The sequence below is a fragment of the Frigoribacterium sp. VKM Ac-2859 genome, assembly GCF_013204925.1.
GTDB lineage: Bacteria > Actinomycetota > Actinomycetes > Actinomycetales > Microbacteriaceae > Frigoribacterium.
In genome coordinates this window covers 1238424-1252132 of sequence record NZ_JABMLC010000001.1, presented here as the reverse complement: position 1 = coordinate 1252132, position 13709 = coordinate 1238424, and the positions used below count along the sequence as shown (strand labels likewise).

11 protein-coding genes are annotated in these 13709 nt (G+C 70.5%); 10 read left to right on the top strand and 1 reads right to left on the bottom strand.

The genetic code is table 11. From position 1 onward, the window contains the following. Positions 1 to 16: 16 nt before the first annotated feature. Together HQQ78_RS05770 and HQQ78_RS05765 are read left to right on the top strand one after the other, a co-directional pair. Positions 17 to 1273 carry an FAD-binding protein gene (locus HQQ78_RS05770; protein ID WP_173151497.1) on the top strand — a complete coding sequence of 419 codons (1257 nt, stop codon included), beginning with the start codon at positions 17 to 19 and terminating at the stop codon, positions 1271 to 1273. Then, positions 1266 to 2318, top strand: a complete 1053-nt coding sequence (locus HQQ78_RS05765) for an aldose 1-epimerase family protein (protein WP_173151495.1) — start codon at positions 1266 to 1268, stop codon at positions 2316 to 2318. The genes HQQ78_RS05770 and HQQ78_RS05765 overlap by 8 nt, the downstream gene beginning before the upstream one ends. Before the next feature lie 84 nt (positions 2319 to 2402). On the opposite strand, the gene HQQ78_RS05760 is transcribed toward HQQ78_RS05765, so the two are convergent. Then, positions 2403 to 2705: a hypothetical protein gene (locus HQQ78_RS05760; protein WP_056046737.1), complete on the bottom strand. Its 303-nt coding sequence runs from the start codon at positions 2703 to 2705 to the stop codon at positions 2403 to 2405. 468 nt (positions 2706 to 3173) lie between these two features. Here HQQ78_RS05760 and chvE point away from each other — a divergent pair, with 468 nt between their 5' ends. The 8 genes from chvE (at position 3174) to HQQ78_RS05720 (ending at position 13687) form a co-directional block, all read left to right on the top strand. Further along, positions 3174 to 4328, top strand: coding sequence for a multiple monosaccharide ABC transporter substrate-binding protein (chvE, locus tag HQQ78_RS05755; protein WP_056046734.1), 1155 nt, complete (start codon positions 3174 to 3176; stop codon positions 4326 to 4328). 103 nt (positions 4329 to 4431) lie between these two features. Next, positions 4432 to 5982, top strand: coding sequence for a multiple monosaccharide ABC transporter ATP-binding protein (mmsA, locus tag HQQ78_RS05750; RefSeq protein ID WP_056046732.1), 1551 nt, complete (start codon positions 4432 to 4434; stop codon positions 5980 to 5982). Continuing rightward, positions 5969 to 7237 carry a multiple monosaccharide ABC transporter permease gene (mmsB, locus tag HQQ78_RS05745; RefSeq protein ID WP_082460334.1) on the top strand — a complete coding sequence of 423 codons (1269 nt, stop codon included), beginning with the start codon at positions 5969 to 5971 and terminating at the stop codon, positions 7235 to 7237. Before mmsA ends, mmsB begins: the two co-directional genes overlap by 14 nt. Before the next feature lie 158 nt (positions 7238 to 7395). Continuing rightward, complete coding sequence (locus HQQ78_RS05740) at positions 7396 to 8385, top strand: LacI family DNA-binding transcriptional regulator (protein ID WP_056046729.1); 990 nt, start codon at positions 7396 to 7398, stop codon at positions 8383 to 8385. 92 nt (positions 8386 to 8477) lie between these two features. After that, entirely contained in the window at positions 8478 to 10295 is a 1818-nt protein-coding gene (araB, locus tag HQQ78_RS05735) for a ribulokinase (RefSeq protein ID WP_173151493.1), read from the top strand. Beyond that, entirely contained in the window at positions 10292 to 11005 is a 714-nt protein-coding gene (locus HQQ78_RS05730; RefSeq protein WP_043595113.1) for an L-ribulose-5-phosphate 4-epimerase, read from the top strand. The genes araB and HQQ78_RS05730 overlap by 4 nt, the downstream gene beginning before the upstream one ends. Then, positions 11002 to 12531 carry an L-arabinose isomerase gene (araA, locus tag HQQ78_RS05725; RefSeq protein ID WP_056046727.1) on the top strand — a complete coding sequence of 510 codons (1530 nt, stop codon included), beginning with the start codon at positions 11002 to 11004 and terminating at the stop codon, positions 12529 to 12531. The genes HQQ78_RS05730 and araA overlap by 4 nt, the downstream gene beginning before the upstream one ends. A 142-nt stretch (positions 12532 to 12673) precedes the next feature. After that, complete coding sequence (locus HQQ78_RS05720; RefSeq protein ID WP_173151491.1) at positions 12674 to 13687, top strand: LLM class flavin-dependent oxidoreductase; 1014 nt, start codon at positions 12674 to 12676, stop codon at positions 13685 to 13687. The last annotated feature ends 22 nt before the right edge of the window (positions 13688 to 13709 follow it).

Sequence of the window (13709 nt, the reverse complement as noted above, 5' to 3'; positions counted from 1 at the left end):
AGCCGAAGGAGTCTCCATGCAGAACTGGGCCGCCAACGTCGAGTACTCGACGACCGACCTGCGTCGCCCCACGAGCATCGACGAGCTGCGTGACGTCGTCACCGGCAGCCGTCGGGTCAAGGCCCTGGGCTCGCGCCACTCGTTCAACCGGGTCGCCGACACCGACGGCGTCCTCGTCTCGCTCGACGTGCTCGACACCCCGGTCGAGGTCGACTCGGCCGCCGGCACGGTCCGCGTCGGTGCGGGCACGACGCACGCCGCCCTCGCGGGCGAGCTGCAGCGTCGCGGCCTCGCCCTGCACAACCTCGCCTCGCTGCCCCACATCTCGGTCGCCGGAGCGGTCCAGACCGGCACGCACGGTTCCGGCGTGCGCAATCCCGCCCTCTCGGCCGGCGTCCGCGCCGTCGAGCTCGTCCGCGCGGACGGCAGCCTCGAGACCGTGCGCCGCGGTGACGACGCGTTCGGCGCCTCCGTCGTCTCGCTGGGCGCCGTCGGCGTCGTCACGAGCCTCGAACTCGACACCGTGCCGACCTTCGACGTCGAGCAGACCATCCACGAGGACCTCCCGTGGGCGGCCGCTCTCGAGAACCTCGACGCCGTACTCGCCGGCGCGTACAGCCTGAGCTTCTTCACGCGGTACGACGGCGCGGGGGTCGACCAGGTCTGGTCCAAGCACCGGGTCGGCGACGCGGTCGGTCTCGACCTCCGCGACCTCGGTGCCGTGCGGGCCGACGCGACCACGCACATGATCCCCGGGGCCGAGACCGCTGCCGTCACGCAGCAGGGCGGCGTGGCCGGCCCGTGGCTCGAACGCCTCCCGCACTTCCGCTTCGACTTCACGCCGAGCGCCGGCGAAGAGATCCAGAGCGAGTTCCTGATCCCCGCCGAGCACGCCGCGGCCGCGATCGAGGGGCTCCGTGGCATCGCGCACACCTTCGCCGACGTGCTCATGGTCAGCGAGATCCGCACGATCGCCCCGGACGACGCCTGGATCAGCCCGAGCGGCGGACGTCAGAGCGTCGCCTTCCACTTCACCTGGCATCGCCGCCCGGACGAGGTGCTCGCCGTCCTGCCCGAGATCGAGCGGGTGCTCGGCGCGTTCGACGCCCGCCCGCACTGGGGCAAGGTCTCGACCGCCACGCACGCCGAGCTGCGCCGGGTGTTCCCGCGTCTCGGCGACTTCGCCGCCCACGTCGCGTCGGTCGACCCCGAGGGCCGCTTCCGCAACCCGTTCCTGTCCGCGTCCGTCCTCGGAGAGCCCGCGCATGTCTGAGCCCACCCCCGTCGCCCCCGTTCCGCCGCACGGCACCGTGCCCCCCGTCGTCGAGCCCGCACCGGGGGCGCCGCCGACCGCTCGCCTCGTCACGTCGCCGGTGCCGGTCTCCGGCGCGCAGGTCGTGCTCGAGCGTGACGGCTACCGGGCCGAGATCGCCGGGGTCGGGGCCACGCTGCGCACGCTCACGTTCGAGGGCCGCGACCTGGTCGTGCCGTTCGCCGCCGACGAGGTGCGGCCGGGCTTCCGCGGGGCCCTGCTCGCCCCGTGGCCCAACCGCGTGACCGACGGACGCTACGAGCGCGACGGGGTCGAACACCAGCTGCCGCTGAACGAGGTCGAGCGCGGGCACGCCCTGCACGGCCTGGCCCACTGGGCCGACTGGACCATCGACCAGGCCCAGGCCGCGCGGGCCTCGGCCTCGTTCGTGCTCGTGCCGAGCGACGGCTACCCGTGGCGGCTGGCGCTGTCGGTCGTCTACGAGCTGACCGACGACGGGCTCACGACGACGGTCACGGCCCGCAACGCGGGCACGGGCGTCGCCCCCTACGGCACGGCGCCGCACCCCTACCTCGTCGCCGGCGAGGGTCGCGTCGACGACTGGTCGTTCACGCTGCCCGCCGCGAGCTACCTCGAGGTGACCGACGACCGCCTCGTCCCCGTCGGCACGCGGCCCGTCGGTGACCGTGACGGCTTCGACTTCCGCGACGGGCACCCGGTCGGCGACCTGTTCGTCGACCACGCCTTCACCGACCTCGCGTTCGGCACCCCTGACGGCGACGCCGGTGGGGGCCCCGCTCAGGAGGCGCGGGTCACCGCCACGGTGACCGCGCGCGACGGCCACGGCGTCACCATGTCGTGGGGGACCGAGCTGCCCTGGGTGCAGGTGCACACCGCCGACCGTCCCGAACCCGAGAACGACCGCGTCGGGTTGGCCGTCGAGCCCATGACCTGCCCGCCGGACGCCTTCAACTCGGGTGACGACCTCGTGCTGCTCGCCCCGGGCGAGGCCCACACGGCGAGCTGGACCATCACCGCGTTCTAGCGCGGCCCGACACCTCCGAACCAGCGCGACACCCCACGAACCCGGGGCGTCGCGCTGGTTCGGGGGTGTCGCGCCGGGCCGCCCTCAGACGGCGACGGGTTCGGTCTGCCAGGTCATGGCCGACACCGTGCCGGGCAGGCAGCGTTCGAGGGCGGCCTCGAGCGCCCGGCGCGTGCGGCGTGCCGTCAGCTCGTCCCGGACGACGACGTCGAACCGCAGGGCCTCGGGCAGCTCGGTGAGCAGCACGGTCCCGGCGTCGGCGAGCTGCACGAGGTACTGGCCCACCTCGACCTTCGCGGCCCGGTGCTCGGCGAGCAGGCGGCGCGACAACCAGAACAGGCCGGCGGCGTCGTGCGCCGTGTGGACGGTCGCGGTCGCGGTGATCATGGGCACACTGTGACGTGACGACCGCTCACGCGCGTGAACGGCGTGTGGCGAACATGTAAATCCTGTCGCGACACGCCGGGCACCGACCGACTTGACAAGCACCTGGACCTCGTTCAGTATTGCCCAGCACCACCGATGTGAGCGCTCACATTCTCAGGTCAGCGCTCGACCGTCCCCGCGACGGGCCATCCCGCTCCACTCCGCGACACCCCAGCCACACGTTTCCTGACGAAGAGGTCAACCGTGAACAGCTCCTCCCTCCGCCGCCCGGCCGCCCACCGGGCCGTCCGCACGTCGCCCGCCCCGCGCCTCCTCGCGGTCGCCCCGGCCTGACGTCCCCTCAGCCCCGACGGGCAGGCCTCGCGCACCCGTCGGCCCGGCGCGTCCCCGGCCACCCGAGCCGTCGAGCGCCCGCACCACAGAGATTCCCTCACAGCACCATCACCCGTCATCGACGACGCCGTCGAGATGACACCTGACACGAATGGAACAACCGTGAAGAAAAAGCTCCTCGTCGGCATCGTCGCCGTCGGCATGGCATTCTCCCTGGCCGCCTGCTCCGGCGGCGGCGGCGGACGCGGCGGTGACGCCGGCGGCAGCAGCAGCGGCGACAACGCCGGTGCGCTGGTCGGCGTCGCGATGCCCACCAAGGTGTCCGAGCGCTGGATCAAGGACGGCGACGCCGTCAAGAGCGCCCTCGAGGACAAGGGTTACAAGGTCGACCTCGAGTACGCCGACAACAAGATCCCCCAGCAGGTCCAGCAGATCAGCAACATGATCACCAAGGGCGCGAAGGTCCTCATCGTCGCCTCGATCGACGGTGGCTCGCTCAGCGACCAGCTCGACTCGGCCGCCAAGGCCGGCATCAAGGTCATCTCGTACGACCGCCTGCTGACGGGCAACGAGAACGTCGACTACTACGTCTCGTTCGACAACTACAAGGTCGGCGTCGACCAGGGCACCAGCCTCCTGACCGGTCTCGGCCTCGCCGACGCCGACGGCAAGAAGGTCGACGGCGCCTCGCCCAAGACCATCGAGGTCTTCGCCGGCAGCTCGGACGACAACAACGCCACCTTCTTCTTCAACGGCGCGATGGACACCCTCAAGCCCTACATCGAAGACGGTTCGCTGACCATCGGCTCCGGTCAGGACCAGTTCACGCAGGCCGCCACCGCGGCTTGGGACCCGGCCACCGCCAAGGCCCGCATGCAGAACCTGATCGCCTCGACCTACTCGGGCGGCACCAAGCTCGACGGCGTGCTCTCGCCCTACGACGGCATCTCGATCGGCATCATCTCGGCGCTCGAGGGTGCCGGCTACACCAGCGACGCCCTCCCGGTCATCACCGGCCAGGACGCCGAGGCCGCCTCGGTCAAGTCGATCATCGAGGGTCAGCAGTACTCGACCATCTACAAGGACACGCGTCAGCTCGCCGACCAGTCCGTGGTGATGGCCGACGACCTGCTCACCGGCAAGACGCCCGAGACGAACGACGACAAGACGTACGACAACGGCGTGAAGGTCGTCCCGACGTACCTCTTCCAGCCGACCATCGTCACGAAGGACAACTACAAAGAGGTCCTGATCGACAGCGGCTACTACACCGAGGCCGACCTCAAGTAGGTCCCTCCCCTGCGAGAACCGAGGAGGCGCCGGTCGCCGACCAGCGCCTCCTCGCTTCTCTGCTCCCCAGCGGCACCCACCCGACACACGGAAGAAGGAACACGTGGCGAACACGATCCTCGAGATGCGGGAGATCACCAAGACGTTCCCCGGCGTCAAGGCCCTGCAGGACGTCACGCTCGAGGTCGAGCGCGGCCAGGTCCACGCGATCTGCGGCGAGAACGGCGCCGGCAAGTCGACGCTCATGAAGGTGCTCTCGGGCGTCTACCCGAGCGGCTCGTTCGACGGTCAGATCCTGCTCGACGGCCAGCCCGTCGACTTCAAGAACATCAACGACTCCGAGGCCGCGGGAGTCGTCATCATCCACCAAGAGCTGGCGCTCAGCCCGTTCCTCTCGATCGCCGAGAACATCTTCCTCGGCAACGAGCAGTCCAAGAACGGCTTCATCGACTGGAACAAGACCAACCTCGACGCCGCCGGCCTGCTGGCCCGCGTCGGCCTGCGCGACAACCCGGTCACCAAGGTGGTCGACATCGGAGTCGGCAAGCAGCAGCTGGTCGAGATCGCCAAGGCGCTCTCGAAGCGCGTGAAGATCCTCATCCTCGACGAGCCCACCGCCGCCCTGAACGACGACGACTCGGCCCACCTGCTCGACCTGATCAAGAGCCTGCAGGGGCAGGGCATCACGTCGATCATCATCAGCCACAAGCTCAACGAGATCAAGGCGATCGCCGACAAGGTGACGATCATCCGCGACGGCAAGACGATCGAGACCCTCGACATGCACGCCGACGAGGTGTCCGAGGATCGCATCATCAAGGGCATGGTCGGCCGTGACCTCGAGAGCCGCTACCCGGCCCACGAGTCGAAGGTCGGCGACGAGCTGCTGCGCATCGAGGACTGGACCGTCCACCACCCCCTCGACTCGACGCGCGAGATCATCCACCAGGCCAACCTCGCCGTGAAGGCCGGCGAGATCGTCGGCATCGCCGGGCTGATGGGTGCCGGACGCACCGAACTCGCGATGAGCGTCTTCGGCAAGAGCTACGGCACCGGCATCTCGGGCACCGTCTACAAGCGCGGCGAGAAGATCGACACGTCGACGGTCAGCAAGGCCATCGCCGCGGGTCTCGCCTACGCCACCGAGGACCGCAAGAAGTACGGCCTCAACCTGATCGACGACATCACGCGCAACGTGTCCGGTTCGGCCCTCGGCAAGCTCGCCAACTGGGGCTTCGTCAACCGGTCCGAAGAGAGCACCGTCGCCGAGCGCTTCCGCAAGAGCATGAACATCAAGGCTCCCACCGTGGCGTCGGTGACGGGAAAGCTCTCGGGCGGCAACCAGCAGAAGGTCGTGCTGTCGAAGTGGATGTACGCCGACCCCGACGTGCTCATCCTCGACGAGCCCACCCGTGGCATCGACGTCGGCGCGAAGTACGAGATCTACACGATCATCAACCAGCTCGCCGACGCGGGCAAGGGCGTCATCGTCATCTCGTCCGAGCTGCCCGAACTGCTCGGCATCTGCGACCGCATCTACACCCTCTCGGAGGGGCGCATCACGGCCGACGTGCCGATCGCCGAGGCGACCCCCGAATTCCTCCTGAAGTACATGACCCTCGAACGAGAGAGCCCCGTCAATGAGCGCGCCTAGCCCCACCCAGGCCACCGACCCGAAGCCCACGGGCGGGTCGCCCACCTCCCGTCAGCCGCAGTCCGGTTCGGGTGGCAACCCGATCACGGGTGCCGTCTCGTACCTCGGCGGGCAGCTGCGCCAGATCGGCCTGTTCATCGCGCTGATCGTCATCGTGCTGTTCTTCCAGGTCACCACGAACGGCATCACGCTGGCACCGATCAACGTGTCGAACCTGGTGGTCCAGAACAGCTACATCCTGATCCTGGCCATCGGCATGGTGATGGTCATCATCGCCGGCCACATCGACCTCTCGGTCGGCTCCATCGTCGCCTTCACCGGCGCCATGGCCGGCGTCATGATCACCCAGTGGGGCCTGCCCTGGCCGCTCGCCGTCGTGCTCTGCCTCGTGCTCGGCGCCCTGGTCGGGGCCTGGCAGGGCTTCTGGATCGCCTACTTCGGCATCCCGGCGTTCATCGTCACCCTGGCCGGCATGCTCGCGTTCCGCGGTGCCGCCCAGATCGCCCTCCAGAGCCAGCAGATCTCGCCCTTCCCCCAGGGGTTCCGCGACATCGGGTCGGGCTTCCTGCCCGCCTTCGGCACCACCGGGTACGAGCCGCTGACGCTCGTCCTCGGCGCCGTCGCCTCGTTGGCCCTCATCGGCACCGGCCTCCGCGGCCGTGCCACGCGTCGCAAGTACCAGCTCGAGGACGAGCCCTTCCTGTGGTTCATCACCAAGATGGTCTTCACGGTCGCCCTGGTCATGTACGTCGGGTTCCTGCTCGCCAGCTACTCGGGCACCCCGATCGTCCTGGTCGTGCTCGCGGTGCTCGTCGTCGCGTACTCGATGATCATGAAGAACTCGGTGTTCGGTCGTCACGTCTACGCGATCGGTGGCAACCTGCACGCCGCCGAGCTGTCCGGCGTCAAGACGAAGCGCGTCACGTTCCTGCTCTTCGTCAACATGGGCGTCATCGCCGCCCTGGCCGGCGTCGTCTTCACCGGTCAGCTGAACCTCGCCAGCCCCAGCGCCGGCAACGGGTTCGAGCTCGACGCCATCGCGGCCGTGTTCATCGGTGGCGCCGCCGTCACCGGCGGCATCGGCACGGTCACCGGCGCCATCGTCGGTGGTCTCATCATCGGCATCCTGAACAACGGCATGTCGATCCTCGGCGTCGGCACCGAGTACCAGTCCCTGATCAAGGGCCTCGTGCTGCTCGCCGCGGTCGCGTTCGACGTCTTCAACAAGCGTCGCGCCGCCTCGTCCGGCAAGTAACGAGCGGTCACCATCCGCGAGAGGCGCGGTTCCCGGTCACGGGAGCCGCGCCTCCTCGTCTCCCCGCCCCCGGCGGGCACCGACCAGACCGCAGGAGGCGCGGGCCGGCCGCACACGACGCCACCGTCCCGAAAACCGAACCGAACTAGGATCACCTCGTGGCAACCCTCTTCGACGTCGCGGCCGCAGCCGGCGTCTCGCACCAGACCGTCTCGCGGGTCGTCAACGGCGACCCGACGGTCCGTCCCGCCACCAAGGCCAAGGTCGACGTCGCCATCGACGAGCTCCACTACCGGCCGAGCCTCACCGCCCGGGCGCTGGCCAGCCGCAAGACGAGGTCGCTCGGCGTGATCAGCACGGGGTTCCCGTTCTACGGGCCGTCGAGCACGATGCACGGCTTCAACGGTGCCGCCCGACGAGCCGGGTACCAGGTGTCGATGGCCACCCTCGACGTCGACGACCGGCAGGGCATGCGGCAGGCCCTCGACTCGTTGGTGGGCCAGAACGTGGCGGCCATCGTGCTCATCGCGCCCGACGCCGAGGCCCTCGAGGTGCTGCGGCGTTCCGGGGTTTCGGTGCCGCTGGTCACCGCCGACAGCGAGGCCGAGGACGGCCACCACACGGTCTCGTTCGACCAGGCCGCCGGGGCCGAGGCGGCCGTCGAGCACCTCGTCTCGCTCGGTCACCGCCGCATCGCCCACGTCGCCGGGCCCGACGGGTGGATGGACGGCCGCGACCGCGAGCGGGGCTGGCGCGAGGCCTGCGAACGGCTCGGCGTCGACTCGACGGTGCTGCTGCGCGGCGACTGGACCCCGGGCTCCGGTCATCGCATCGGCCGAGAGCTGGCCGGGCGCGACGACGTCACGGCCGTGTTCTGCGGCAACGACCAGATGGCGCTCGGCGTCGTGCACGCGTACGTCGACGCCGGTCGGGTCGTGCCGCGCGACGTGAGCATCGTCGGCTTCGACGACATCCCCGAGGCCGAACACTTCGTCCCGCCGCTGACCACCGTGCGGCAGGACTTCGAGGCACTCGGGCGCCGACTCATGACGACCGTCGAGGCCGTGCTCGCCGGCGACGAGGCGCCCGTGGCGGCACTCGACCCCGAGCTCGTCGTCCGCCGCTCGACGGCGGCCCCGGCCCGCTGACCGACCCCGAACCGCCCGTGCGAGATTGCACGGTCCCACTCGCTCATGTGAGAATGTGAGCGCTCACTTTCGCATCAGGACAAGGACGTTCCATGGCTGAGACCGCCATCCCCTCCGACCCGTCGCCCGCGGCCCCCGACCCCGCCGGCGCCTCGGCCGAGACGTACGTCGTCGGCGTCGACTACGGCACGCTCAGCGGCCGCGCGGTCGTCGTGCGCGTGCGTGACGGCGCCGAACTGGCCAGCGCCACGTTCGAGTACCCGCACGCGGTCGTCGACCGCACGCTGCCCGGAACGGGCGAGCGCCTGCCCGCCGACTGGGCCCTGCAGGTGCCGTCCGACTACGTCGACGTGCTGAAGAACGCCGTTCCCGAAGCCCTCCGCGCGTCGGGCGTCGACCCCGCCGCGGTCGTCGGCATCGGCACCGACTTCACGGCCTGCACCATGGTGCCGACCACCGCCGACGGCACCCCGCTCAACGAGCTCGACCGCTTCGCCGACCGCCCGCACGCGTTCGTCAAGCTGTGGCGTCACCACGCCGCGCAGGGCCAGGCCGACCGCATCAACGAACTGGCCGCGTCGCGGGGCGAGTCGTGGCTGCCCCGGTACGGCGGGCTCATCTCGAGCGAGTGGGAGTTCGCCAAGGGGCTGCAGCTGCTCGAAGAGGACCCCGAGGTCTACGCCGCGACCGAGCACTGGGTCGAGGCCGCCGACTGGATCGTCTGGCAGCTCAGCGGGCGCTACGTCCGCAACGCCTGCACCGCGGGTTACAAAGGCATCTACCAGGACGGCGAGTACCCCAGCCGCGAGTTCCTCGCCGCCCTCAACCCCGACTTCGCCGACTTCGCCGAGACCAAGGTCGTGCACGAGATCGGCGCCCTGGGCGACGTCGCGGGCACGCTGACGGCCGAGGCCGCCGGCTGGACCGGACTGCCCGAGGGCATCGCCGTGGCCGTCGGCAACGTCGACGCGCACGTCACGGCCCCGGCCGCCAAGGCCACGCAGCCCGGCCAGATGGTCGCCATCATGGGCACGAGCACCTGCCACGTCATGAACGGCGACAAGCTCGCCGAGGTGCCCGGCATGTGCGGCGTCGTCGACGGTGGCATCGTCGACGGCCTCTACGGCTACGAGGCCGGTCAGTCCGGCGTCGGCGACATCTTCGCCTGGTACGTGAAGAACCAGGTGCCGCAGTCGTCGGTCGACGACGCCGCGGCGGCCGGCAAGAGCGTGCACCAGCACCTCACCGACCTCGCCTACGAGCAGCCCGTCGGGGCCCACGGCCTCGTGGCCCTCGACTGGCACAGCGGCAACCGCTCGGTGCTCGTCGACCACGAGCTGAGCGGCGTCATCGTCGGCCAGACGCTCAGCACGACGCCCGAAGAGGGCTACCGGGCCTTGCTCGAGGCCACGGCGTTCGGCACGCGCCGCATCGTCCAGGCCTTCGAGGAGTCGGGCGTGCCGGTCACCGAGTTCATCGCCGCCGGCGGTCTGCTGAAGAACAAGCACCTGATGCAGACCTACAGCGATGTGCTCCGCATGCCGATCTCGACGATCACGAGCGAGCAGGGCCCGGCCCTCGGGTCGGCCATCCACGCCGCCGTCGCCGCGGGCGCCTACGCCGACATCCGCGCCGCGGCCGAGGCCATGGGCAGCGTCGACCGGGCGACCTACGTCCCCGACGAGGCCGCCGCCGACGCCTACGACGCGTTGTACGCCGAGTACCTCCTGCTGCACGACTGGTTCGGTCGGGGCGGCAACGACGTGATGCACCGCCTGCGCGCGATGCGTCGCGAGGCGACCCGCGCCTCCTCGGCTCCCTCGGCGACGACCGAGGGCGGTGGAGGCACGGATGCCGTCGAACAGGACGCCACCGCCTCCGCCACGAGCGACGCGCAGGTGACCGCATGACCGGCTGGATCGACCGCTCGACGCAGGCGGCCATCGACGCCACCCGAGAAGACGTCGCCACCCTGCACGCCGAGCTCGTGCGCTACGGGCTCGTCGTCTGGACGGGCGGCAACGTGTCGGGTCGCGTGCCCGGCACCGACCTCTTCGTGATCAAGCCCAGCGGGGTGCTCTACGACGACCTCACGGCCGAGAACCAGATCCTCTGCCGCCTCGACGGCACCGTGGTCGAGGGCACGCCGGGCAGCGACCGCAGTCCGTCGAGCGACACCGCCGCCCACGCCTACGTCTACCGCACCATGCCGCACGTCGGCGGAGTCGTGCACACGCACTCGACCTACGCCACGGCCTGGGCCGCGCGCGGCGAGGCGATCCCGTGCGTGATCACGGCGATGGCCGACGAGTTCGGCGGCGAGATCCCCGTGGGGCCGTTCGCGATCATCGGCGACGACTCGATCGGCCGCGGCATCGTCGCGACGCTCGAGGGGCACCGCAGCCGGGCCGTGCTGATGCAGAACCACGGCGTCTTCACGATCGGCAAGGACGCCCGCGACGCGGTCAAGGCCGCCGTCATGACCGAGGACGTGGCCCGCACCGTCCACATCACCCGCCAGCTCGGCGAACCCATCCCCATCCCGGCAGAGAGCATCGACGCCCTCTTCGACCGGTACCAGAACGTCTACGGACAAGCACCCGCAGGAGAACTGAAGTGACGAACGACACCCTCGACCCCACCGCCTTCCTCGCCTCACGCGAGGTCTGGTTCCTCACCGGCAGCCAGGGCCTCTACGGCGAAGAGACGCTCCAGCAGGTCGCCGACCAGTCGCGTGCCATCGCCGACGAACTCGCCGCCGCCTCCGACGTGCCCGTGCGCCTCGTCTGGAAGCCCGTCCTGACCGACGCCGACGCGATCCGTCGCACGATGCTCGAGGCGAACCTCGACGACTCGGTCATCGGCGTCACGGCCTGGATGCACACCTTCAGCCCGGCCAAGATGTGGATCGGCGGCCTCGACGCCCTGCGCAAGCCGCTGCTGCACCTGCACACGCAGGCCAACGTCGCGCTGCCCTGGGCCGACATCGACTTCGACTTCATGAACCTCAACCAGGCCGCCCACGGCGACCGCGAGTTCGGCTACATGCAGACCCGTCTCGGGGTGCCCCGCAAGACCGTCGTCGGCCACGTCAGCGACCCGCGCGTGCAGCAGCAGGTCGGCACCTGGATGCGCGCCGCCGCGGGCGCCTCGGCCATGCGCTCGCTCAAGCTGGCACGCTTCGGCGACAACATGCGCTTCGTCGGCGTGACCGAGGGCGACAAGACCGAGGCCGAGCTGGCCTTCGGCGTCCAGGTCAACACCTGGGGCGTCAACGAACTGGCCGAGGCCGTCGCCGCGGCGTCCGAGACGGCGATCGACGCGCTCGTCGCGGTGTACGAGGCCGAGTACGACGTGGTCCCCGCGCTGCGGGCGGGCGGCGAGCGTCACCAGTCGCTGCGAGACGGTGCGGCGATCGAGATCGGTCTGCGCTCGTTCCTCGAAGAGGGCGGGTTCAGTGCCTTCACGACGAACTTCGAAGACCTGGGCGCGCTCAAGCAGCTGCCCGGCCTCGCGGTCCAGCGCCTGATGGCCGAGGGCTACGGCTTCGGTGCCGAGGGTGACTGGAAGACCTCGGTGCTGGTGCGTGCGGCCAACGTGATGGGCGCCGGGCTGCCGGGTGGCGCCTCCTTGATGGAGGACTACACGTACCACCTGGTGCCCGGCGAGGAGAAGATCCTCGGGGCGCACATGCTCGAGGTCAGCCCGGCGCTGACGTCGGGGCGCGCCTCCCTCGAGGTGCACGCGCTCGGCATCGGCGGCAAGGACGACCCGGTGCGCCTGGTCTTCTCCGCCGACCCCGGCCCGGCCGTCGTCGTCGCGATGAGCGACGTGCGCGACCGCTTCCGCCTGACGGTCAACGTGGTCGACGTGGTCGACCCCGACGAGGACCTGCCGAACCTCCCGGTGGGGCGCGCGGTGTGGAAGCCCCGTCCGTCGTTCGCCGTGTCGGCCGAGGCGTGGCTGACGGCCGGCGCCGCCCACCACACGGTCATGTCGACCGCGGTCGGGCTCGAGGCCTTCGAGGACCTCGCCCGCATCGTCGAGACCGAGCTGCTCGTGATCGACGAGGACACCCGCATCCGCGACTTCCGTCACGAGGTCGCCTGGAACGCCGCGTACCACCGCCTCGCCCGCGGCCTGTAGGCCGCGCCCGGCTCGCGCCCTTCGCGCCCCCCGCGCATCGAGTGGTCCCGGATCGTCCTCCGCCCCACGGCGGACGACGGTCCGGGACCACTCGTTTTGCCTCGCGGGGCATACGACGACGCCCGTCGTTGTTCACCCCCGCATGAGCATTCCCCTCTCGATCCTCGACCTCGCCCCCGTCGCACCCGGCCAGACCGTGCGCGAGAGCTTCGCGGCCTCCGTGGCCCTGGCGCAGCAGGCCGAGGCGAGCGGGTACCGGCGGGTCTGGTACGCCGAGCACCACAACATGGCCTCCATCGCCTCGAGCGCGACGTCGGTGTTGATCGCCCACATCGCGAGCCAGACCTCGACCATCCGCCTCGGCTCGGGCGGCGTCATGCTCCCGAACCACTCGCCGCTCGCCATCGCCGAGCAGTTCGGCACCCTCGAGACCCTGCACCCGGGGCGCATCGACCTCGGCCTCGGCCGAGCCCCCGGCAGCGACCAGGCCACGTTCCGTGCCATGCGCCGCGACCCCTCGTCGTCCGAGCGCTTCCCGCAGGACGTCGTCGAACTGCAGGCGTTCCTCGCGGGGGAGTCGCGCGTCGCCGGCGTCCAGGCCGTCCCCGGGGCGGGCACGAACGTGCCGCTGTACATCCTCGGTTCGTCGCTGTTCGGTGCCAAGCTCGCCGCCGCCCTCGGTCTGCCCTACGCCTTCGCCTCGCACTTCGCCCCCGGTGACCTGGTGGACGCCGTCTCGGCGTACCGTCGCGAGTTCCAGCCGTCGACCCAGCTGAGCGAGCCGTACGTGCTCGCCGCCGTCAACGCGATCGTCGCCGACGACGCGGACGACGCCGACACGCAGTTCGCCGCCGTCAAGCGTCAGCGCCTCATGATGCTGCTGCGCCAGAGCGGGCAGATCGACCCCACCCGCGAGTTCGGCGACGACGAGCTCGACCACCTGCTGCGCACCCCCGTGGGGCAGCACGTCCAGACCATGACGACCTACACTGCCGTCGGCACGCCCGGCGACGCACGCGAGTACATGGAGCAGTTCGCCCGTACCGCCCAGGCCGACGAGCTGATCGTCGCGCACTCGGCCTCATCGACGGAGGCGCGCCTCCGGTCGGTCGCGCTCCTCGCCGACGCGATGCAACTGGCCCCCGCCGCCGCGTAGCGCGCTGCGGCACAGCCCGCTG

What these genes read in the sequence shown, in the direction of transcription:
- HQQ78_RS05770 (WP_173151497.1), top strand. Translation starts at nt 17, where the DNA reads ATGCAGAACTGGGCCGCCAACGTCGAGTACTCGACGACCGACCTGCGT.
- HQQ78_RS05765 (WP_173151495.1), top strand. Translation starts at nt 1,266, where the DNA reads ATGTCTGAGCCCACCCCCGTCGCCCCCGTTCCGCCGCACGGCACCGTG.
- HQQ78_RS05760 (WP_056046737.1), bottom strand. Translation starts at nt 2,705, where the DNA reads ATGATCACCGCGACCGCGACCGTCCACACGGCGCACGACGCCGCCGGC.
- chvE (WP_056046734.1), top strand. Translation starts at nt 3,174, where the DNA reads ATGACACCTGACACGAATGGAACAACCGTGAAGAAAAAGCTCCTCGTC.
- mmsB (WP_082460334.1), top strand. Translation starts at nt 5,969, where the DNA reads ATGAGCGCGCCTAGCCCCACCCAGGCCACCGACCCGAAGCCCACGGGC.
- araB (WP_173151493.1), top strand. Translation starts at nt 8,478, where the DNA reads ATGGCTGAGACCGCCATCCCCTCCGACCCGTCGCCCGCGGCCCCCGAC.
- HQQ78_RS05730 (WP_043595113.1), top strand. Translation starts at nt 10,292, where the DNA reads ATGACCGGCTGGATCGACCGCTCGACGCAGGCGGCCATCGACGCCACC.
- HQQ78_RS05720 (WP_173151491.1), top strand. Translation starts at nt 12,674, where the DNA reads ATGAGCATTCCCCTCTCGATCCTCGACCTCGCCCCCGTCGCACCCGGC.